Genomic DNA, 21,588 nt, shown 5'->3' with positions numbered 1-21,588 from the left:
ACCCGGAACTTGTTTTTTGGCAACCACTCGATTATCATACAAGCGATGATCCGGAAAACCGGGTTTCCCAGCAGGTATGCGCATGACGGCAGAGATTCAGTCCATCGACCAGTACGCACCCGATTATGCCCTGATCCGCCATGCCGTCCGCGTCCTGGAAAACGGTGGAGTGATCATCTATCCCACCGACACCATTTACGGCATGGCCGTGGATATGCGGCGCAAGGCCGCCATTGAACGTTTGTTCAAGATCAAGCAGATGGATCGCCACAAACTGCTCAGTTTTATCTGCAATGATCTGCAAACCGTTTCCCAATGCACGTTTATCTCAAACGCGGCCTTTCGCATCATGCATCGGGTACTTCCCGGACCCTACACGTTTATCCTGCCCGCGTCTAAAGAGGTCCCCAAGACCATCCTGGACAAACGCCAGACTGTGGGCATCCGCATCCCCGACTCAGCCGTGGCGCTGCGCCTGGTGGAAGAGCTGGGCAGTCCGCTACTGAGCACCAGCGTTCCCCTGGGCCCCGACGGATTCCACACCGATCTGGGAGAGATCACCAGGGAATTCGGTGAAAAAGTGGACTTGATCCTGAACGCCGGGGACCTCATCGACACGCCCTCCACGGTGGTGGATTTCACGACGGATCCCCCCGTCATCATCCGCGAAGGTGCGGGAGACATCGAACCGTTGCTGTAGTTGAGAAAAAGTTGGAGAGTTGGAAAGTTGAAGAGGGAAGAAGTTAAACGGGCTAGAAAAGTACTTTCTTTCGACTTTTAACTTTCGACTGAGATCCCCCGCCTTCCTGCCACCTGATACCTTCTTTCAAATCCCAAATTCTAAATCCGAAACAAATTCAAATGACCCAAATCCAAATGATCCAAACAAAAAGCGCTACGGTTCCTCTTGCCAATCGCCACTGGCCTCTTGCCCGTTTTTCGCCGGCCATTTACTCGATTTTCCGTGTGTTCCGTTGTTTCATTTGATTCCAGGACGGTTCGCGAACCGCCCCTACAACTGTCTCCTGTCACCTGGTACCTGACACCTTCTTTTCAACTCTTCAACTTTCCAACTTTTCAACTCTTCTCATCCCGACAACAAGGCAAGGGTGGCGGCGGTGGCGGCGATCAACAACACCGGAGGCAGCAGGTACCGGTACACCCGCATCAGGGAAGAGTGGAAATACTCGTTGGTCAAAACCAGGCACAGGTGCAGGGGGCTGAGCAGGACACCACAGAAGCCGATCACGTACACAAAAAGACTCAGGTGGAACGCGTTGGGCAGGTTCTGGATCAGCGGCTGAAGAATGGGAAATGCGATGGCGATGTAGGCGGTATTGACGCCGGTCAGGAATCCCATGGTGAAAGAGACCCCGACGATCAGCGCCACGGCCGCGGGATTGGACAACACTACTCCGGCAAATTCCGCGAACACATCCGCGACAAGAATGATTTTCTGAAAAATCAGAACCACGGCCAGCAGCAACAGGGTCCGTCCCATGCGCGGGTTCACCAGGTGGGCGATGATGCGGGCGAATGGGACCTTCTTTACCAGCAACACGGCCAGGACAACCACAATGAGGGAAATATAGAGGGGCAATCCGGCCGCGAAGAAAAACATGATCACGGCCAGGATCGGCCAGGTGCCGTCCAGAAAATCCCCCAGCGTGCCCCAGAAATGGTTGGAATCCCCCGGGTGCCGGCGACCGATTCCCCGGCGCCGGAACCAGGCGAAAGCCACAGCCAGTCCACCCAGGATGTGAATCAAGCTGAAAGGGGATTGGTAGAGAATAATGCGCCGCAACGGATAGCCGGACATGGTCTGGAACAGGAGCAGCCCGGCATAGATGGGCCAGATATACTCCCAGGGATGGCGAAACCAGTAATTCAGGAACGTGCGGAAGTGAGGCGTCAGGTCCATATGCCGAGTCGATACTTCCACGAGTGGGGCAGAGAACAGCGCCCCGCCCGGCATGGGCAGAAAACCGATAATGGCCGGCCCCACCATGGCCACCAGGCGTCCGTCACGAATCACGCAGTTCAGGGAACGGACCAGACGATCAAACATACCCGTCTCTTTTTGAACTGAACCCAGAAATATGACCAACACCACGATGGCGAATAACTGCAGGCTGCCGCCCGCGGATAATATGTCCCACACCGACATCAGGGCGGTGCGGGCCGGAATCGCAAACACAATCACGGCAAGAAGCGCGGCCCCGGCCACGGCGAGTGTCAGGTCGCGCCGCCAACGCAGCAGTCCCATGAGGGTGATTACCACCAACACCAACTTGACGATCCCGGTCATGGATTCTCCCTTTCAGCAGTATGGCGGCGGCACGCACGAGTCATTGAGACAAACATGGATCCTGACACCCCGGTATTGACGCGAATCGCTCGAAAAGGGGGATTATACCCGAAGGACTTCACGCAGGCAAGCCGTTCGGGGTGGATCGGATTGACTTTCAGGGGCGGATATATTAGAATTTTTTGCATGTGGTTGAGTAAACGGCACGCCGATATTCTGGATCATCTGGTCCATTTTTACGCCCGCACCCACCGCCCGGTGAGTTCCAGGGACCTGTGCGCCCGTCTGCCTTTTTCCGACTCCACCCTGCGCAAAGAGCTGCAACGACTTGAGGCCCGCGGCTACGTCACCAAGGCCAGCGCCTCTTCGGGACGGGTCCCCACCAACCTGGCCATCAAGCACTGCCTCAGGCAGGCCCTTCACAGCCTGGATGATCAGGTTGAGCCCACACCGCGGCCGATAATGCGTAACCAGGATTTCCAGGGACTCAGCGACGACTGCCTGTTCCAGATGTCCCAGGACACCCCTTACGTGGGGTTCTTCCTGCTGCGCTCGATTTTCGAACTGCGTTTCCGTCGCATGCGCCTTATCAAGGTCGGCAACCGCCGCGTCATGGCCGTGGTGCAGTCCATGCACGGCTGGTCCGTTTCCCGCGTGTTTACCACCCGCGAGAATCACCCGGATGCCGCCCTGCGTGAATGGCAGGACTCGATGAACCGGGAATTCGCAGGAAAAAGCCTGCAGTCGGCATTCCGCACCATTCGCAATCGCCTTTTTCGCGAAAAGGCCCAATTCCTGCGGATTTACCGTGAACTCTACTACCTGCTCAGCAACGAAGACTTCATGGGCGCTGAGTTGTTCGTCAAAGGGACGCAGAACATTCTGGATTCCGCATTGGTGGACCCCCGCAAAATAAAAGGCCTGCTTCAGACCCTGGAAGAAAAAGCCCGGCTGGTGCGCTTTCTGAACGACATCCAACGCAACGCTTCATGCGAACCCAGCATCCTGTTCGGTTCTGAGACGGGGATCTCCGATCTGGAAGATTTTCTTCTCATTGTTTCCAACGTGGTTTACCAGCAACGCCCCATCGGCAACATGGGCGTAATCGGCCCCAAGTTCACCGCGGGGCGGGACACCCTTTCCAGGGTGAACCTTTACTCCCGCCACTTTTCACGAATCCTGTCTGATCGATCCGTGGAGGTTTAGCATGCCCAAGAACAAAGATCTCGATCCCACCGAAGTGGGATATGTTCCACAAGACAACGAAGACGACCATGCTGCGGAATCCGAACATCATCACAAGCCCCGCCAAAGCAGTCCCCACGGAACCGCTGAGCTGCGCCGGAAAATTTCCGAGCTCGAGCAAACGATCGAAAAGCAGCAGACCATTATCAATCAGGTCCGCCAGGAGCGTGATGACTTCCAGGACAAGTTCCTGCGCAACCTGGCGGAGATGGACAATTTCCGCAAACGCATCGGCAAAGAAAAAGAGGAATACCAGCGCTTTGTATTGGGGGAATTCCTGTTGAGCCTGCTCGAAATCTACGACAATTTCGAACGCGCCATCCGCGCCCACACCAGCGACGAATCTCCACGGTCCATCCTTTCGGGCGTGCAGATGATCTTTAAGCAACTCCAGGAGTTGCTGCGAAAATATCGGGTGGAGGAACTGAATCCTTACGAACACCCCTTTGATCCCAATTTTCACCAGGCTCTTTCCAAGGAGGAGCGCGACAACATCACGGATCCCTTGGTGGTTGAGGTCTACCAGAAAGGATTTCTGTATAACGAAAAACTCTTGCGCCCGGCCCTGGTGCGGGTGGCCATACCACCCGCGGAAACCACGAACCATAACGGAGAAGAAGACTGATGGCCCGGAACCTGGGCATCGATCTGGGAACCACCAATTCCTGCATCAGCTACCTTGACGGCGCCAAAACCGCGATCATTCCGACCAATGAGGGCTCCCGCATCATTCCCTCGGTCGTGGCCGTCAACCGCGAAAAGCAACACGTGTTCGGCCAGGTGGCGCGAAGGCAACTGCTGAGCAACAGCCGCGACACCATTTGGGGAATCAAGCGCCTGATGGGACGCAAGTTCCAGAGTCCGGAAATACAGGAGTTCCGGCGTCAAGTCGCTTACGAGATCGTTGAAGCACCCAACGGGGATGCCCACGTGCGTTTTGCCGGGCGCGTCCGCTCCCCGGAAGAAATTTCCGGAATCTTTTTGGACTACCTGCACCGCCTGGCCCGGGAATTCCTGAATGAAGAAATCGCCGACACGGTCATTACCGTGCCGGCCTTTTTCAACGACGCGCAGCGTCAATCCACCAAAACCGCCGCCCGCCTGGCCGGGCTCAATGTTTCCCGCATCATCAACGAGCCCACGGCGGCGTTGATCGCCTATAATGAACAAATCAACCGGGACGGGTTGTATGCGGTCTACGACCTCGGCGGCGGCACATTTGATATCTCGATCGTTGAGGTCAAAGACGAAATCTTTAAAGTGCGCTCCACTATCGGCGACACCTTCCTGGGCGGCAGTGATTTCGACGCCAAGGTCATCGACTGGATCGCGCGGACCGCGTCCGACGAATTGCAACAAAGCCTGAAACCCGATGAACAGACCCATCAGCGCATCGTGCAAGCCGCGGAAAAAGCCAAGATTGAACTATCTCACCACGAAGAAGCCCTGGTTACCATTCCCTACCTGGTGCACCGCGGCAGCAACGAGGCGTACCATTTTCAGCGGGAATTGACCCGCACCGAACTCGAACACGCCACCAGCAACCTGGTGGAACGCACCATCGGCCTGGTCCAGCGTGCATTGGACGAGATCAACATTCCCGCGGCGGAAATCGAACAGGTGATCCTGGTGGGTGGTCAGAGTCGCATGCCCCTGGTCAGCCGCCGCTTGAACGAATTGTTCGGCAAGCCCCCGCAAAGCAAATTGAACCCGGAAGAAGTAGTGTCCAAGGGAGCCGCCCTGCAGTCGGAAATCCTGCGCGGCCGGGTAAAGGACCTGTTGCTGCTGGATGTCACCCCCCTGTCTCTGGGTGTGGAAGCCAAAGGTGATAAATTCGAAAAGATCATTGAGCGCAACTCCACCATTCCTCTCAAACGTTCACGGGTGTTTACAACCATCAACGATAACCAGCAAGTGGTCAAGATCAACGTTCTGCAGGGTGAGCGGGCACTGGCCTCGGAAAACCGGTCCCTGGGGGAATTCACCCTGGTGGGCATTCCCCTGGCACCCAAAGGCATTCCCCAGATCGATGTGATTTTTGAAATCGATGCCAACGGGATCGTAAAAGTAGCGGCCAAAGACAAACAGACCGGGATCACCCAGAGCATGAAGGTACAGCCCGCCAGCGGCCTGTCACCGGAAGAGATCGAACGCATCGTGGAAGAATCGAGCCGCTTCCGGGAACAGGACAGACAACGCCTTCACGTTATGCAGCTGCGGGAAAACCTGGAACGGGAAACCGAGACCGTGCGCTTTTTCCTCGAACACCACACGGAAAAGATCGACCTGGCAGGCCAGTCGGAAATTCGTTCCCTGCTTGGCAAAGTCACAAAAGCCCTGCAGGGAGACGATACGGCACTCCTGTCCCGCTTACTGGAACGCATCCAGAAACAACGCAACCGCATCAACTCCCAGTTGATGTCGGAATTCGAATCCTGAGCCATGCAAAACAAAGACTACTACGCCACCCTGGGAGTTTCCCGGGACGCTTCCACAGAAGAGATCAAAAAAGCCTATCGCCGCCTGGCGATGCAATACCATCCCGATCGCAACAGCGATAATCCCGAAGCGGAAGACAAATTCAAAGCCGCGTCGGAAGCCTACGCCGTGTTGGGCAACGAAGAAAAACGCAAAATTTACGACACCTACGGCATCGAGGGATTGCGCAACGGCGGAGGATTTCAGGATTTCTCTTTCTTTTCGGACTCGGTGTTCTCTGATTTTGAAGATATCCTGGGTAACTTTTTCGGTTTCGGTTCCATGTTCGGCAATTCCCGCCGCCGCCGCGGACCCCGGCGCGGCCAGGATCTGGCCATGGAGCTCAATCTTACCCTTCAGGAAGCCTATGACGGCATCGAACGGATCGTCACCTTGCAACGCGAGGAGACGTGCTCCGACTGCCAGGGATCGGGGAGCCGGCCGGGAACCCAACCCGAGACCTGCTCACAATGCGGCGGCAGCGGCCAGGTGCGACGCAGCCAGGGTTTCTTTTCAGTCACCACGCCTTGCCGCATGTGCAACGGTACGGGCCGCATCATCAAGGACCCCTGCGCGACCTGTCAGGGCAACGGCAGTGTCAAAGGTGAAAAGCAACTTTCGGTGCGTATCCCCCCCGGGGTGGATTCCGGCAACCGCCTGCGCGTGACCGGTGAAGGCGAGGCCGGGCACGGCGGCGGACCGGCCGGTGATCTTTACCTGATCCTTCAGGTCCAGCCGGAGAAAGGCTTCTCGCGGGAAGGCAACGATTTGATTATGGATGTGGAAATCACTTTCTCCCAGGCGGCGCTGGGAGACAGCATCAAGGTGCAAGCGCCTTCCGGCACGGAGCAGATCAAGATTTCCCCCGGCTCACAACCCGGACAAGTGGTGACCCTGCGCAACAAGGGGTTCCGCAACGTCAACGGTTGGGGAAGGGGCGATCTCAAGGCCGTGTTGCGGGTTCGAACTCCGGAAAAACTGTCGCGGGAAGAGAAAAAACTGTTTCAGTCCCTGCGGGAACTGGAATTGGCCCAGGAAGGATAATCCCGGCCGCACATGACGGGGCGCCGTTTTCTCTGCGTTGTTTCCAACGATACCAACACCCTTTTTTTCGATGCTGAAGAACACCACCATCTTGTACGCGTGATGCGCGCGCGCGTGGGCATGGAGATCGAGGCCGTCAACGGTTGCGGCGACTGGTTCCGGGCGCGGATCACACGCGTCGCGCCCCGTGTTGTTGAAGCCGCGATATTGAAACATGAACGGCGGGAACGTCCCGCAATTCGATTGATCCTGGCTCCGTCCATGCTGAAAAAACGATCCATGGACCTGATGCTGGAAAAACTCTGCGAGTTGGGCGTGGACGAAATCCGGCCCGTTTGCTTTGAACGCAATGACGGCGACTGTCCCGGTGAAATCCCGGAACGCTGGCAACGGATTGCCCTGCAGGCGGTTAAAATCAACCGCCGCTCGTGGGCCACGCGGATCTTTGCCCCCGTGGATCTCGAATCCCTGATCCGGGAAAGCGCCGCCATTCCCGTGCGTGTCATGCTGGAAATCAGCGGCCGCCCTTTTGCAACGGACCCAGACCTGTTGCCCATCCTGTGCGTGATCGGTCCTCCGGGAGATTTCACTCCGCGGGAGCAAGCGGAGCTGCAAAACGCCGGTTTTGTTTCCCGGCGCCTGAATGCGGGAATTTTGCGCAGCGAAACCGCGGCCATTACGGCCGCGGCGGTGTTTCAGCAGCAGCTGGACCAGGAACCTTGAAAACGCAGCGGGGTTGGGGTATGCTTTGACCTCATGATCGAGCTCAAGGGCAGTATCGGAAAATACCGCATCCTGAAAAAAATCGGCTCCGGGGGATTCGGCACCGTTTACCTGGCTGAAGACACGTTCCTCAAAAGCCTGCGGGCGTTAAAGATCCCCCACCGCATCGGCATCCAAACCGAAAAACTCCTGCAGGAATCGGCCCTTCAATCCAAACTGTTGCAGCACCCCCACATTGTCAAGCTCTTGACCGTTGATGTCATTGACAACGTCTACATCATGGTGATGGAGTACATTGACGGCACGGACATGGAGAGCCTCATCGACGCCAGAAACAACCTGGAAATGCCGGTGGCCCTGCGCTACCTGCGGCAGATCCTGTCGGCGGTGGGGTTCGCCCACGAATACAAGGTCATCCACCGGGATATCCGACCCTCCAATGTGCTCATCGACAAAGAAGACAACATCAAGGTGGCGGATTTCGGCACATCCACCCTGCTGCAGGGAAAGCCCTTTGCCACCACGCGGATCGGTTCCCCTCCCTACATGGCACCCGAGCAATTCGAGGGACGGGCTGTATTGGCCTCTGACATCTACTCAATCGGCTGCCTGTTTTATGAAATGGTCACGGGATTTCCTCCCATCGTTCTGGCCAACCCCATGGAAATCTACAAGAAAGCCAAGGCCGGAGACATTACGCCCCTGAGGCGCAAAAACGCTGCCGTATCCGAAGACCTGAACCGCATTGTCATGACCATGTTGCAAGCCGACCCGTCGCAACGATACAAACACGCTCAAGCCGTCCTGGACGACCTGGACCGCGCCATGGAGCGCCCGCGAGACCGCGGCAACGAAATCAAGGACATCCAGAGCCGCATCAGCGCCCGTGAACAGCGCACCGACTTCATCTGCTGGAACTGCAAAAAAACCATGCCCCGTCCCATGCGCCGCTGTATTTACTGCGGCGCCGAACAATAACCCTGTTGACATACGGATAAAAAATGAACATTCGCCGTTACCACCTGTTTCCATGGGTTTTTTTGTTTCTGATTCCGGTCCTGGCCTGCCAGACCCGGGAAAACGCAACCGACGCCGCCGAAGTGGAAACCGGCGAAACGCGACTCTGGAACCTGACACTGAACGGCGGCCTGACCGTCCACACCGGGAACACCCGCAGCCGCCTGCTGCACGGCGAAATCAACTTCGACATCCGCCTTGATGGGTTTGTCCTGGACACTGATTTCGAAACCCTCTACGGTCGCAGCGACTCCGAAGTGATCCAGAAAAAGGGCAAATGGGCCAGCACCTTCACCCGTGTCCTGAACAAGCGTCTGAACCTGTTCGGTCAGGTGCTGCTGGAGTACGACGCCATCGCCGGCATCACCCTGCGCACCACCACGGGCCTGGGTCTGCGCGTGGATATCCATGATGGTAAAGAGCTGAAGACCACGTTGACAACCAGCCTGAACGGTGAATTCCTCAATCATGAGGACCCGGCGCCCAGCCGGCAGTATCTGCGCATCCACATCAGCCTGGCCATGGAAGCCCTGTTTTCAGAGACCAGCCAACTGAAAGCCCGCATCCTGTATACCCCGGACGTGGCCGATCTTTGGAGGAATTACCGCCTGGAGGCGGATGCGTCCCTGTCCATGCTGATGAAGAAACCGGTGTGGATCACCCTCAAGTTGAAGGACCGCTTCAACAACCTGCCCCTGTCTTCACAAATCAGGAAAAACGACCTCACTTTCATCACCGCGGTTGAAATCCGCCTTTAAACGGCGGGATGTCAACAGCGGGATTGCGCCATCACCACTTTGCCTGTATAATCCACCATTCAGATAGGGCCACGAAAAATGAACATCCTGGGAATTTCCGCTTATTATCATGACTCGGCCGTGGCGCTGGTGCGGGACGGAGAGATTCTGTACGCCGCCCAGGAAGAGCGCTTCAGCCGCAAAAAGCACGACCACGGATTTCCCGGCCAGGCATTGAAAGACTGCCTGGAAACTGTGGGCATCAGTTTGGATGAGATCGACCAGGTGGTTTTCTATGAGAAACCTTTCCTGAAATTCGACCGCCTGATTTCCACCTATATGCAGTTCGCTCCCCGGGGTTGGCGCAGCTTTATCGCGGCCATGCCGGTGTGGTTCAAGGAAAAGCTTTATATCAAGCATTTCATCCAGCAAGCCACCGCCAACGAAAAAATAGCTTTTGTCAAACATCATGAAGCCCATGCCGCCTCCGCCTTTTTCCCCTCTCCATTCCGTCATGCAGCCGTTGTCACCGTCGACGGCGTGGGTGAGTGGGACACACTGAGCATTGGAGAGGGACGGGAAAATCACATCCGTCTCGATCGCGCCATCCACTTTCCCCACTCACTGGGCCTGCTTTATTCGGCTTTCACCTACTATACCGGCTTCCGCGTCAATTCCGGAGAGTACAAGCTCATGGGGCTGGCCCCCTACGGTACTCCGCGTTTTGCCGACACCATCCGCGATCACCTGATCCAGGTCAAACCCGATGGTTCATTCCGCCTGAATTTAAAATATTTCAATTTTCACCTGGGCCTGACCATGACCAACCGGCACTTCAACCGCCTTTTCGGCGCTCCGCGCCGGCAGCCGGAAACCCCCATCCGGCCATTGGACATGGACCTGGCCGCCTCGATCCAGCTGGTGCTGGAAGAAACAGTGGAGCGCATTGTTCGTCATGCCATGGAAAAAGTGGACACGGACCAGCTGGTGCTTGCCGGCGGCGTGGCCCTCAACTGTGTGGCCAATGGTCGTTTGCTCAAGAACGGTTTGGCGTCACGCATCTGGATCCAACCCGCCGCCGGAGACGCGGGCGGAGCGCTGGGCGCCGCCTTGTGGTACTGGCACCAGCACCTGGATCAGCCCCGCGTTCCAGCTCATGGGGACTCCCAGAAAGGGTCTTTTCTGGGGTCCGGGTTTTCCTGCGAGCAGATCCGTGCATTTCTCCAAAGCGAAAACATCCCCTACACGGAAGCGGACCCCGCAGATCTGCCAAAAGAGGTCGCCCGCCGCATCGCGGATCAGAAAGTCGTGGGTCTTTTCCAGGGACGAATGGAGTTCGGCCCCCGCGCCCTGGGCCACCGCAGCATCCTGGGAGATGCCCGATCCGCGGAGATGCAACGCATCATGAACCTGAAAATCAAATTCCGCGAATCTTTCCGGCCCTTCGCTCCTTCGGTGCTGTCACACCGCATGGCGGAGTTCTTTGATTTTAGCCACGCGTCTGAATACATGCTCCTGGTTTACAATGTCCACCCGGATCGTCTGCGGTCCCTTTCCGAACAGGAGAAGTCGCTGGATGGACTGAAGCGCCTCGATCCCGTACGCTCCGAGGTTCCCGCCGTCACCCATGTAGACAATTCGGCGCGCGTGCACTCGGTTGACCCGAATACCAACCCGCTTTACCACCGCATCCTGGAAGCCTTTGACCAAATGACCGGATGTCCCGTAATTATCAACACCTCGTTCAACGTGCGCGGCGAACCCATCGTCCGCACACCCGAAGAAGCCTGGCGCTGTTTCAGCAACACCAACATGGATGTACTGGTGCTGGAAAACTTTATCGTGGAGAAAACCGACAGTGAGCGCATTCCCCTGGATCCGGAATGGCTGAAACAATTTCCCCTGGACTAGAACATCATGATGAAACCAACCCCCATCCAACGTCAGAGCATGGTTTTTTTTGCCATCCTGTATGTGTTGGCGATAATTATCCTGTGGATCCGCATTGAGTGGCTGCACCCCCTGAACCTGATTCGGTTTCTGGGCCTGGTGGCTGGATTGATTCTGGTGCTGGTCTTTGCCCCTTTCCTGACACCGGCATTCAAAGCCGTTTTGGCCGTCACCCGCAAACTGGGATCCCTGATCTTCGCCCTGATCTCATTGCTGGTTTACTTCCTGATCCTGACTCCCATGGCCGTGGCCATGCGCCTCGGGGGCAAGCGTTTTCTCTGCCTGGGCGACAGAAAAGCGGAAACCTGGTACAAAGAGTGGACTCCGGGAGAATCACCCCTCAAGCAATACTGAGGTCATTATGAAAGCATCTATCCTGAAAGAAGTCTTTGAGTTCCTGTGGCGCAAGAAAAAGTTCTGGCTGATCCCGGTGGTCGTGATCCTGCTCCTGGTGGGATTCCTGATTATCCTCACCGAGGGCTCGGCCATCGCCCCGTTTATCTATACTCTTTTCTAAAGTTGAAGAAAAGAGGTGACAGGTATCAGGTGGCAGGAGGCAGGCGTAGTGGCGAAAAATCTTTCGCCCGACAACAGTTACTCATAATTCAAGCGTACGGGCGGGTTTCAAACCCGGCCCTACTTTTTAAACTCCTACCCCCCTCAACTTCCTGACTCTCCAACTTTCCAACTCTGATTCAAAACAGCCGCTCTTCGAGGACCGCGGCCAGCACGCGGTGGCCCAGGCGGTTGGGGTGACAAGAATCGCTGGTAACGGTCAGGATGCGCCGCTTTTCCAGGGCTTCTCTGCCGTACAGCTCCCGGTAATACTGGTACAGTTCCGGATTAATCTTGCCGGCCTTGATTTGCGGAACACTTTGAAGCAGGACATGCATACCGTCCAGGTGCCGGACTCCCAGGCGCTCCGCCAGGGCGGACACGGGGGCAAGGTAGTCGGCCGGGCAACATAACCCCAGAAAAACCGCGCGGCATCCCTTTTTTCGGGCGGCCGCAACCATGGCGGTCAAATTCTCACGGAATTCCGCCACGGTGACAACCGGCACCCTTTTCTGTTTTTTTGCCGGGGGTTGCTCGGCCAGTTTCTCGAACGGGTTGGTAAGAGAGAGGAGCAAGCGCCGCATCAGGCGGTAGGCGGCAAAACGGCGCAGAAAATACTTGACCCCTTCCAGCGCAGACTCCCGCTGCAGCAGCGCCTTGGCTCGCTGGGAGATCATCTTGCCGTCATTGGCCCCGAAGCTCATGATCACCATATCCGGAGACCAGGGCAGGCCGAAGCGTTCGAATGCCTTGCGTCCGTGCCAGGACGTATAACCCGGGATGCCCAGGTTGATTACTTCGTAGTTGCGCCCATCATTGCGGGCGTTCAAACGCGCGGCCAGGCGTTCGGAAAAACGCTCATCCGCTTCCACGCCCCAGCCGAAAGTTGTGGAATCCCCCAGGAAAACGATGCGGTACGTCCCCGCCGGCTTGGCGCGAGGCAGGTCCGCGCTGCGAAACCCCAGGGAGTTGGCCCGCATGCGCACCTTCATGCCCTGCTCCAGTTCGCGGCGATTGACGGTGTTGACCACCCGGCGGTCGATGCCGGGGCGCATGCGGTAACGCACGTGGGGTGCCTCTTCGAAACAGGTCAACCACTCCGCCGCTACCGCGGGGACCTCGTGGTGAACTATGTCGCGATAAAGCGCCTCGGCGGAGAAAAAGTTGGCCTCGTCGGCCACCCACAAAGGCGTGGCCACCTGGAATCGATCACTTTTGATTACTTCGGTATTGACTCCGCTGACCCTCACCAGGCCCTCGATCAGGGCGAGGACGGCCAGGGGAATCACCAGGGTCAGCAAAAGCAGGTTGCGGAATTTCTTCCACCAGGAGGAAATGTTCATGGGCAAACCTCGAGAGGATTTTACCCGCGATACCCACTCGAATCAACCCCGCCCAAACTGAAACTGGGGACGGTGCTTGTAAGTATGTAAGTATTGCGGTGGCCAGAATTTCTTTGCTGTTTTCGTGCGTAAATCCTGAATTTGTTGTTGGGTTTCTGGTTATGGCCATACTTACATACTTACAAGCACCGTCCCCAGAATCAGAATCATTGACAAGGGGGAAAGATTCTTTCATAATGCTCTGCGTCAATGTCGGCCCCGGGTTTCCCGGGCGGGAGGTAGCGCGTGAACAAAAAACTCAAGATCGGATGCCTGGCCGTACTGGGCATTCTGGTGGTAGTGGCCATTGGCTTGTACTCCTGGGGCAAAAACTCCTACAACCAGATGGTCACCCTGGACGAGGGCGTCAAAGAGAAGTGGAGCCAGGTGGAGAATGTCTACCAGCGCCGCTTCGACCTCATCCCCAACCTGGTGGAAACGGTCAAGGGTTATGCCAAGCAGGAAAAGGACACCTTTACCGCGGTGACCGAGGCCCGCGCCAAAGCGGGGGGCACATTCAACATCTCTGAGGAAGTACTCAACAACCCCGAGATGTTCCAGAAATTCCAGCAGGCCCAGAGTTCACTGGGAAACGCCCTGCAGCGGTTACTGGTGATCCAGGAACGCTACCCGGAACTGAAATCCAACGAAAACTTCCTGCAACTTCAGTCCCAATTGGAAGGCACGGAGAATCGCATCGCCGTGGAACGGCGTCGTTTCAACGAGGCGGCCCGGGAATACAACGTCTACATCCGCATATTCCCGCGCAGTTTCCTGGCCAACCTCTTTGGTTTCGACTCCCGGCCCTACTTTGCGGCCGCCGAGGGCGCGGATCAGGTTCCGAAAGTCCAGTTCTGACGCCGGAATCTGATAATCGATGGGAAACGTGAAACTCTCGGGGGAACAAGTTCGCAAAGTCGAAGCCGCAGTACGGGAATCCGAAAAAAAGACCAGCGCGGAAATCGCCGTGGCCATGATCCGTGAAAGCAGCGACTACGCCAGATACGAACTGTTGGCCGCTGTCATTTTCGGCCTGGTTTATTTCACCGCACTCGCGGTGTTTACGCCCTGGCTGGAGGCCTGGCTGCAAACCCTTACCTGGAGCTATTCCGCTACCATACTGGTAGCCGCAAGCGGATTTTCTACCTTCCTGGTGATCGCCATCACCTATTTTCTGGCCAACCTGGCACCCATCGACCGCTGGATCGTTCCCCGGCGGATCATGGTTGAACAGGTTCGTCGCCGGGCCATGCGCCACTTCCTGGAGGCCGTGGTCCACCGCACCCGGGAACGCAACGGCATGCTGATCTTTTTGTCCCGCCTGGAGCGCCGCATTGAGATCGTTACCGATATCGGCATCTCCGACCGGATTCCGCGATCCACCTGGGAAGGTGTACTCAATGAACTGAGCAGCGGGCTGAAACGAGGCGACCCGGGTGACGCCCTGGCGCAGGCGGTAACCCGTTGTGGTGAGATCCTGGCCGTTCACTTCCCCCCACGTCCCGATGACATCAACGAACTCAAGGACAGCGTGCACTTGCTGGGAAATGGTTCATGAAGCGCGCCCTCTTTATTCCGCTGCTCCTCATCGTTTCAAGCCTGTGCCTGCACGCGGCCACAGAGATTCCACCCCTCAGCGGCCGGGTCAACGATAACGCCGGGATCTTGACCAGTGAACAGGAGATCACCCTGGAGCGCATGCTTGCCGGCCTGGAAGAATCCAATACCACCCAGGTTGTATTGCTGACGGTAAAAGATTTGCAGGGCCTGCCCATTGAAGATTTTTCCATACGCGTGGCGGAAACCTGGAAAATCGGTCAGAAGGGACTGGATAACGGGGTGATCATGGTGGTGGCGCTGAATGAAAGGCGCATCCGCATCGAAGTGGGATACGGCCTGGAGCCCATGCTCACGGATGCCAAGAGTGACTACATTATTCGCCGTCTGATCATCCCGGCCTTCCGGGATGGGGATTACTACCGGGGAATCCACAACGGCTTGTCTCAGATTATCGGCATCATCAACAAAGATTTTGATATACACCGCGAAGAACTGGAACGGTTCCGGCGCCGGGAACAGAAAAAGTCGGAAAAATCGCCCATCCCCATCGGCCTGATCATCCTGATCATCATTATCGTGCTCAGCAATCTGGGCGGTCGTGGCGGTGGCGGCGGGCTTCCCTTCATCTTTTTCGGTGGCGGCGGAGGGGGAGGATTCTCCAGTGGCGGAGGCGGTTTTTCCGGCGGCGGAGGCAGCTTCGGAGGCGGGGGCGCGTCGGGTGGCTGGTAGCCTTTTTTTTGTCATTTTTTCGCCTTGACATGCCGGATGCGCGACACTAGAATATCATTGCGCCGCGCGTTCATAAGACCTTTGGTGAGTTTCAGGTGAAGACGCCGTCAACATCAATTTAATGCAGCTGGTTAACCGGAAACTCATCCTGTTGCGTGACAATCGCAGTGGACAACCGGGGCTACCAAGGACCCCGGATGACCTCATAAATTATGTTTCGGATCCTACAGGAGGTAGTTCGCATGAACAAACGCATGGTTATTGGATTCATGCTGGCCCTGTTGATCCCCGCCCTGGCGTGTGCCCAGGGTGTGGTCAGCGGCGCCTTCACCGGCAACGTCAGCGACAGCGACGGCACTCCGCTGCCCGGCGTGGAAATTCAGGCCGTTCACCTGCCCACGGGCACGGTTTTTTCCACGGTCACGCGTTCGGACGGCCGGTTCTTTATTCCCGCGATCAAAGTGGGTGGCCCTTACCAGATCACCGCCACCCTTGAAGGGTTTTCAGTTGAAAAGCAGACCGACATCCGCATTAAACTGGGTGAAACTAAGGACCTGACTTTTTCAATGAGACTGGAAACCATCGATGCCGGCGAGATCATCGTCACCGCATCCGACCCCATTATCAACCCTTCCCGCACCGGTGCTTCCCAGAACGTGACCGAGGATTTGATCGAGTCACTGCCCACCATTTCGCGGCAGATTTCGGACTTCACCCGCATGGCGCCGCAATTTGCCAGCGCGGACGAAGTGGACGGCGCGTTCAGTGCCGCCGGTCGCAGTAGTCGCTACAACAACATCCAGATCGACGGCGCCCAGAACAACGACCTGTTCGGCCTGGGCGATACCGGCGCCCCCGGCGGCCAGGCCCTGACAACACCCATCAGCCTGGACGCCATCCAGGAGTTCCAGATCGTACTGGCGCCTTATGACGTGCGCCAGGGCGTGTTCACCGGCGGCGGCGTCAACGTGATCACCAAGAGCGGCACCAATGAATTCCACGGTTCCGGCTATTGGTACGGACGCAACGAAAGCCTGGTGGGAAACGGCCCCGACAACGAGGAGTTTGCGGAATTCACGGAAAAGATTATGGGCGCCACTTTCGGCGGGCCGATTGTTAAAGACAAACTCTTCTTTTTCGCCTCTTTTGAAACCAGCAAAAAAACCGTACCGGAGAACTACTTTATCAGCGGTACCGGTTCCTCTTCCGATTTCGGCTTCAAGGCGGAGGCGGATCGCTTTTCCTCCATCCTGCAGAACAAGTACGGCTACGACCCCGGTACCTACGGCGCGGTAGCCAACGAGCAGAGCAGCGATAAACTGTTTCTGCGCCTGGACTGGAACATCAACCGCAAACACCGTATGAGCCTGCGGCACAACCTGGTGGATGCCACCCGTGAAGTGCTCTATCGTTCCAGCCCCTATTCCCTCACTTTCGGCAACGGGGGCTATGATTTCACCTCCAAAACCAACTCCACGGTCCTGCAACTGCACTCCACGTTCAGCCAGACGGTATTCAACGAGTTGATCCTCAACTACACCACCATCCGCGACAACCGCCACGGTATGGGTAAAGACTTTCCCCGCATCAACGTGGACGTGGGCAACGTGTCTTTTGCCGCCGGCACGGAAGAGTACTCCACACGCAACCAACTCGACCAGGACCTCATTGAACTCACCGATAACCTGACCCTGTCTTCCGGCAACCACACCTTTGTGTTCGGCACCCACAACGAGTTCTTCAAGTTTTACAATGTGTTTGTGCGTCGTTCCTACGGCGTCTATTCATTCGACAGCCTGGATGACCTGGAAGCGGGCAATCCCAGTTACTTCGACCATTACTATTCCACTACGGGCGACCCCAACGCCCCGGCGGAGTTCTCCGTGTTCCAACTGGGCCTGTACGCCATGGACACCTGGAACGTCATGCCCAACCTCAACCTCACCATCGGGATGCGCGCCGACGTGCCCCTCATGCCCGACAGCCCCCCCGCCAACCCCGCCGTAGAAGCCGCTTTCGGCATTCCCACCGACCACAACGCCGGGGGGAACCTGTTGTGGTCTCCACGCCTCGGTTTCAACTGGGACATTTTTTCCGATCAGCGCACCCAGTTGCGCGGCGGCATCGGCATCTTTTCCGGCCGCACCCCCTATGTGTGGATTTCCAACCAGTACAGCAACACCGGTACGGAGCTGGCCCGTTACCGCAGCTACTCGCCCGACTTTTTTATCACCGACCCCTACAACCAGCCCAAGTCCCCGTTCGCATCCAACGCTTCGTCCATCAACCTCATCGATGAAAACTACCGTTTCCCTCAATTGTGGCGCCTCAACCTGGCCGTGGACCAGAAACTGCCCATGGGCTTTACCGGCACCCTGGAGTTCGTTTACTCCAAGAGCATCAACGAGATCCTGTACCAGAACATCAATATCGCGCCCAACGGCCAGTACGCCTTTGACGGCAGACCGCTCTACGGCAGACCGTCCACCTCTTCATCTTCTTATGGACGCGCGGATTACGTCAATCCCGATTTCGGCGACGTGATCCTGCTCACCAACACGAATGAAGGTTACCAGTATGCCCTCAGTTTCCAACTGCAGAAGGAATGGGGCCGGGGGAACAACTTCAACGCCGCTTACACCTATGGCATGTCCAAAGACCTTTTCGGAGGCACCTCCTCCCAGGCGCTCTCCAACTGGAAGTACAACATTCACACCGGTGACCCCAACAACCCCAAACTCTCCTACTCTCCCCACGATACCCGCCACCGTTTCGTGGCCTCCGTCACCAAGCGCTTCAACCTGATCCCCAAGGCCCCCACCACCGCCACCGTCTTTTACACCGGCCGCTCAGGCAAACCCTATTCCACGCGCTACTACAACGACTTCAACGGTGACGGCTTCAGCAACGATTCCATCTACGTGCCCCAAAGCGCGGATGAGCTAATCCTGCTCAAGGGCACCTGGGACGAACTCGACGCTTACATCACAGCCGACCCCGCCCTGGACAGCCATCGCGGCCAGATCCTGCCACGCAACGCCAGCCGCGACCCCTGGTACCACCGCATAGACCTGAAGTTCGCCCAGGATATCCCCCTGCCCGTACTCAGAGACACCAAAGTGCAACTCACCCTGGACGTCACCAACCTGCTCAACATGTTCAACAACGAATGGGGTGTGTACAAATACGTCCAGTACGACGACGCCCCCCTGACCTACCGCGGCACGGACGAAGACACCGGCCTGCCCATGTTCGAGTTCTGGGGCAAGACCGCTTCCGATGACGCCCGCTATACCCTCAACCAGATCCTCAGCCGCTGGCAGATGATCCTGGGTGTGCGCGTCAAGTTCTGATTCCGTCAGAGATTCCCGATATACCCGCCCCCCGGTCGCAAGGCCGGGGGGTTTTTTTTAACAAAGTTGGAAAGTTGGAGAGTTGGAAAGTTGGAGAGGGAAGAAGTAAATAAAGTTGGAGAGGTGGGGGCGGTTCGCGAACCATTAACGCTTCCATCAACGTTCCCAAACTTTTTCTCTCTGTGCTAAACTGATGGTTGAAACAACTGGACAATGCGAGGTCTTTCATGAAAACAAAACACGGAATCTTTTTGCTGTCGATTCTGGTAACATTCTTTTCCGGAGTTGATCTGATGAGCCAGACTCCCCTGAAACCGGACACCACCGAAACCGTCATCCGGGCGCTGACAAAAAAATATCCGGCTGCTTCGGTTCGGGACATCGGGCGCGGTGTGCGTCACGCGGGTTCGCTGTGGCGGGTCGAGGACGGAGACGACGCCTTTTTCCAGACATTCTGCCTTAAGCATTATATCGCCGACCCCGTGGAGCGGTTGCGTGTGTTTCAAAAACTCAATCACTATTTCGAAGCCATCCTGGGCCATACCAACGAAATCTACCTGGCCCTGAAAAAACACACCGACGAGCCCACCGGGCCGCTGCATGCAATCGACCGCATGTTTTCAGCCTTCAGCCCGGACGCCCATTTGGTGCAGGACCTGTATCAGAACAGGATCGCTTTCGTTATCGCGCTCAATTTCCCACGCTATACCCTGGCCGAAAAGAACAGCCTGGGGCCGGACTGGAGTACGGAAGAATGGGCCATGGCTCGCCTTGGCGACTTTTTCTCTTCCCGCGTCCCCGCCGAAATCAAGCAGCATGCCGCCCGCGTCTCCAGCCGGGCCGACCTCTACATCGCCGGTTACAACATCCACATGGGCGCCCTGCGCGACAACGACGGCCGCAAACTCTTTCGGGACGACCAGGTCCTGCTGGCCCACTGGAACCTGCGCGACGAAATCAAGGCCAACTACGCCGATCATGAACTGGGTCCCCGTCGTCAACGCATGGTTTACCAGGTCATGAAACGCATCATCGATCAGACCATCCCCAAAGGCGTGATTGACTCATCCGCTTACCAGTGGAACCCCTTTGCGAATGTGATACAGGAAAACGGCCGGACGGTCAGCCTGGAACGCGAACCCGACACCCGTTACGAGATATTGCGCCAGGTATTCCTGGCCATGAAAGCCATGGATCCATTCCATCCTGATATGCCCACCTACATCGAACGCAACTTTTCCGGATCCATGGAGGTTCCTCGGGAACAGGTAGAGGCGCTGTTCCATGAATTTCTGTCCTCGCCCTTGTTGGGAAAAGTCGCCCGGCTGGTGGAAAAACGCCTGGGTCGTAAACTTGCCGCTTACGACATATGGTACGACGGTTTTAAATCCCGCAGTTCGATCCCGCAGGATCAACTGAACGCCATCACCCGGAAACGCTACCCGAACGCGGAAGCTTTTAGAGACGCCATGCCGGAAATGCTGCGCGAACTCGGCTTTTCAGCAGAAAGCGCTTCATTTCTGGCCTCGAAGATCACGGTTGATCCGGCGCGGGGGTCGGGACACGCCTGGGGCGCCGGCATGCGTGACAGCCTCTCACACCTGCGCACCCGCGTCGGCAAAGAGGGCATGGATTACAAGGGGTTCAACATCGCCGTTCATGAATTCGGGCACAACGTCGAGCAGACCCTCTCTTTGCACAACGTCCCCCACTTCTTTTTAAACGGCGTCCCCAACACCGCATTCACCGAAGCCCTGGCCTTCCTTTTCCAGAAGCGCGACCTCGAGATCCTGGACATGGAAACCGGGGATGCCGCGGCCGGAAATCTGGCCGTCCTCGACAACTGCTGGTCGGCTTTCGAGATCATGGGCGTATCCATGGTAGACATAAAAGTATGGAAATGGCTCTATGCCCATCCCGATGCCGACCCCGCCGAATTGAAAGAAGCCGTTATCTCAATTGCCGGGGATGTATGGAACCGCTATTTCGCCGGGGCCTACGGCGTCCAAGATGAGCCCGTACTGGCCGTCTATTCCCATATGATCAGCTATCCCCTCTACCTGTCGGCTTATGCGTATGGTCAACTCATCGAATTTCAACTCGGTGAATACCTGGAAGACAAAGCCTTCGGACCGGAAGTGGAACGCATCTGGTCCCTCGGCCGCCTGACCCCCTCGGCCTGGATGATCCGGGCCACCGGCAAGGATCTTTCCCCCCAGCCCCTGATCCGGGCGACGGAACGGGCGCTGAAGAAACTGAAATAAACAGACTCGAGTGAGAAAGTTGGAGAGGAAGAAGGAGACAGGCGGCAGGGAAACCCCAAGTGAAAAGTTGAAAGTGAAAAGTAAAAACACTTCTGGCAAATCCAGCCTGTCCTGCAGATACTCTTGAGGTTATTCTACAGGAATCCTTCAATCTTCCTGCAAAAAATGGGATGATTTTTTCTACGTTCTACCTGCTACGTTCTACAGGGCGGTTCGCGAACCGTCCCTGCCTCTTCAAGTTTT

The 21,588-nt window shown here is 56.7% G+C and carries 17 protein-coding genes; 15 read left to right on the top strand and 2 right to left on the bottom strand.

What is annotated here, in order from left to right; all coding sequences use genetic code 11:
- The first annotated feature begins 82 nt into the window (after positions 1-82).
- The gene (locus ENN40_00085) at positions 83-700 is read left to right on the top strand and encodes a threonylcarbamoyl-AMP synthase (GenBank protein HDP93750.1); all 618 of its coding nucleotides are present in this window, start codon (positions 83-85) and stop codon (positions 698-700) included.
- Between the two features lie 387 nt (positions 701-1,087).
- Here the strand turns inward: ENN40_00085 and ENN40_00080 are convergent, their stop codons facing one another.
- Positions 1,088-2,308, bottom strand: a complete 1,221-nt coding sequence (locus ENN40_00080; protein ID HDP93749.1) for a DUF401 family protein — start codon at positions 2,306-2,308, stop codon at positions 1,088-1,090.
- Positions 2,309-2,362: 54 nt separating this feature from the next.
- Here ENN40_00080 and ENN40_00075 point away from each other — a divergent pair, with 54 nt between their 5' ends.
- From ENN40_00075 to ENN40_00035, 9 genes are all read left to right on the top strand, one after another.
- On the top strand, positions 2,363-3,514 hold the full coding sequence (locus tag ENN40_00075) for a hypothetical protein (GenBank protein ID HDP93748.1): 1,152 nt from the start codon (positions 2,363-2,365) through the stop codon (positions 3,512-3,514).
- A 1-nt stretch (position 3,515) separates the two neighbouring features.
- Positions 3,516-4,178, top strand: a complete 663-nt coding sequence (gene grpE / locus ENN40_00070; GenBank protein ID HDP93747.1) for a nucleotide exchange factor GrpE — start codon at positions 3,516-3,518, stop codon at positions 4,176-4,178.
- Positions 4,178-5,992, top strand: coding sequence for a molecular chaperone DnaK (gene dnaK / locus ENN40_00065; GenBank protein HDP93746.1), 1,815 nt, complete (start codon positions 4,178-4,180; stop codon positions 5,990-5,992). Before grpE ends, dnaK begins: the two co-directional genes overlap by 1 nt.
- A 3-nt stretch (positions 5,993-5,995) precedes the next feature.
- Positions 5,996-7,075 carry a molecular chaperone DnaJ gene (dnaJ, locus tag ENN40_00060; protein ID HDP93745.1) on the top strand — a complete coding sequence of 360 codons (1,080 nt, stop codon included), beginning with the start codon at positions 5,996-5,998 and terminating at the stop codon, positions 7,073-7,075.
- Between the two features lie 12 nt (positions 7,076-7,087).
- Positions 7,088-7,798, top strand: a complete 711-nt coding sequence (locus tag ENN40_00055) for a 16S rRNA (uracil(1498)-N(3))-methyltransferase (protein ID HDP93744.1) — start codon at positions 7,088-7,090, stop codon at positions 7,796-7,798.
- Between the two features lie 33 nt (positions 7,799-7,831).
- Complete coding sequence (locus tag ENN40_00050; GenBank protein HDP93743.1) at positions 7,832-8,776, top strand: serine/threonine protein kinase; 945 nt, start codon at positions 7,832-7,834, stop codon at positions 8,774-8,776.
- Positions 8,777-8,799: 23 nt separating this feature from the next.
- Positions 8,800-9,573, top strand: coding sequence for a DUF481 domain-containing protein (locus ENN40_00045; protein ID HDP93742.1), 774 nt, complete (start codon positions 8,800-8,802; stop codon positions 9,571-9,573).
- Positions 9,574-9,651: 78 nt separating this feature from the next.
- Complete coding sequence (locus ENN40_00040; GenBank protein ID HDP93741.1) at positions 9,652-11,463, top strand: hypothetical protein; 1,812 nt, start codon at positions 9,652-9,654, stop codon at positions 11,461-11,463.
- Positions 11,464-11,469: 6 nt separating this feature from the next.
- A complete protein-coding gene (locus ENN40_00035; GenBank protein HDP93740.1) occupies positions 11,470-11,856 on the top strand; it encodes a hypothetical protein in 387 nt (128 codons plus the stop codon).
- Positions 11,857-12,197: 341 nt separating this feature from the next.
- Here ENN40_00035 and ENN40_00030 read toward each other — a convergent pair whose 3' ends face one another.
- Positions 12,198-13,400, bottom strand: coding sequence for a hypothetical protein (locus ENN40_00030; GenBank protein ID HDP93739.1), 1,203 nt, complete (start codon positions 13,398-13,400; stop codon positions 12,198-12,200).
- 285 nt (positions 13,401-13,685) lie between these two features.
- On the opposite strand from ENN40_00030, the gene ENN40_00025 reads away from it, so the two are divergent.
- From ENN40_00025 to ENN40_00005, 5 genes are all read left to right on the top strand, one after another.
- Positions 13,686-14,297, top strand: a complete 612-nt coding sequence (locus ENN40_00025; GenBank protein ID HDP93738.1) for a LemA family protein — start codon at positions 13,686-13,688, stop codon at positions 14,295-14,297.
- A gap of 19 nt (positions 14,298-14,316) precedes the next feature.
- A complete protein-coding gene (locus ENN40_00020; protein HDP93737.1) occupies positions 14,317-14,997 on the top strand; it encodes a hypothetical protein in 681 nt (226 codons plus the stop codon).
- Entirely contained in the window at positions 14,994-15,728 is a 735-nt protein-coding gene (locus ENN40_00015; protein ID HDP93736.1) for a TPM domain-containing protein, read from the top strand. The genes ENN40_00020 and ENN40_00015 overlap by 4 nt, the downstream gene beginning before the upstream one ends.
- Before the next feature lie 212 nt (positions 15,729-15,940).
- Positions 15,941-19,081 carry a TonB-dependent receptor gene (locus ENN40_00010; protein HDP93735.1) on the top strand — a complete coding sequence of 1,047 codons (3,141 nt, stop codon included), beginning with the start codon at positions 15,941-15,943 and terminating at the stop codon, positions 19,079-19,081.
- Between the two features lie 293 nt (positions 19,082-19,374).
- Positions 19,375-21,345, top strand: a complete 1,971-nt coding sequence (locus ENN40_00005) for a hypothetical protein (GenBank protein ID HDP93734.1) — start codon at positions 19,375-19,377, stop codon at positions 21,343-21,345.
- Positions 21,346-21,588 lie beyond the last annotated feature (243 nt).

Source organism: Candidatus Aminicenantes bacterium (assembly GCA_011049425.1).
Classification (GTDB): Bacteria; Acidobacteriota; Aminicenantia; order UBA2199; family UBA2199; genus UBA876.
This window is presented reverse-complemented; position numbering and strand designations above follow the sequence as displayed.

Bases quoted from the DNA above. Each gene is read 5' to 3' on its own strand.
- ENN40_00085 (HDP93750.1), top strand. From the start codon at position 83: ATGACGGCAGAGATTCAGTCCATCGACCAGTACGCACCCGATTATGCC.
- ENN40_00080 (HDP93749.1), bottom strand. From the start codon at position 2,308: ATGACCGGGATCGTCAAGTTGGTGTTGGTGGTAATCACCCTCATGGGA.
- ENN40_00075 (HDP93748.1), top strand. From the start codon at position 2,363: ATGGATCCTGACACCCCGGTATTGACGCGAATCGCTCGAAAAGGGGGA.
- grpE (HDP93747.1), top strand. From the start codon at position 3,516: ATGCCCAAGAACAAAGATCTCGATCCCACCGAAGTGGGATATGTTCCA.
- dnaK (HDP93746.1), top strand. From the start codon at position 4,178: ATGGCCCGGAACCTGGGCATCGATCTGGGAACCACCAATTCCTGCATC.
- dnaJ (HDP93745.1), top strand. From the start codon at position 5,996: ATGCAAAACAAAGACTACTACGCCACCCTGGGAGTTTCCCGGGACGCT.
- ENN40_00055 (HDP93744.1), top strand. From the start codon at position 7,088: ATGACGGGGCGCCGTTTTCTCTGCGTTGTTTCCAACGATACCAACACC.
- ENN40_00050 (HDP93743.1), top strand. From the start codon at position 7,832: ATGATCGAGCTCAAGGGCAGTATCGGAAAATACCGCATCCTGAAAAAA.
- ENN40_00045 (HDP93742.1), top strand. From the start codon at position 8,800: ATGAACATTCGCCGTTACCACCTGTTTCCATGGGTTTTTTTGTTTCTG.
- ENN40_00040 (HDP93741.1), top strand. From the start codon at position 9,652: ATGAACATCCTGGGAATTTCCGCTTATTATCATGACTCGGCCGTGGCG.
- ENN40_00035 (HDP93740.1), top strand. From the start codon at position 11,470: ATGATGAAACCAACCCCCATCCAACGTCAGAGCATGGTTTTTTTTGCC.
- ENN40_00030 (HDP93739.1), bottom strand. From the start codon at position 13,400: ATGAACATTTCCTCCTGGTGGAAGAAATTCCGCAACCTGCTTTTGCTG.
- ENN40_00020 (HDP93737.1), top strand. From the start codon at position 14,317: ATGGGAAACGTGAAACTCTCGGGGGAACAAGTTCGCAAAGTCGAAGCC.
- ENN40_00015 (HDP93736.1), top strand. From the start codon at position 14,994: ATGAAGCGCGCCCTCTTTATTCCGCTGCTCCTCATCGTTTCAAGCCTG.
- ENN40_00010 (HDP93735.1), top strand. From the start codon at position 15,941: ATGTTTCGGATCCTACAGGAGGTAGTTCGCATGAACAAACGCATGGTT.
- ENN40_00005 (HDP93734.1), top strand. From the start codon at position 19,375: ATGAGCCAGACTCCCCTGAAACCGGACACCACCGAAACCGTCATCCGG.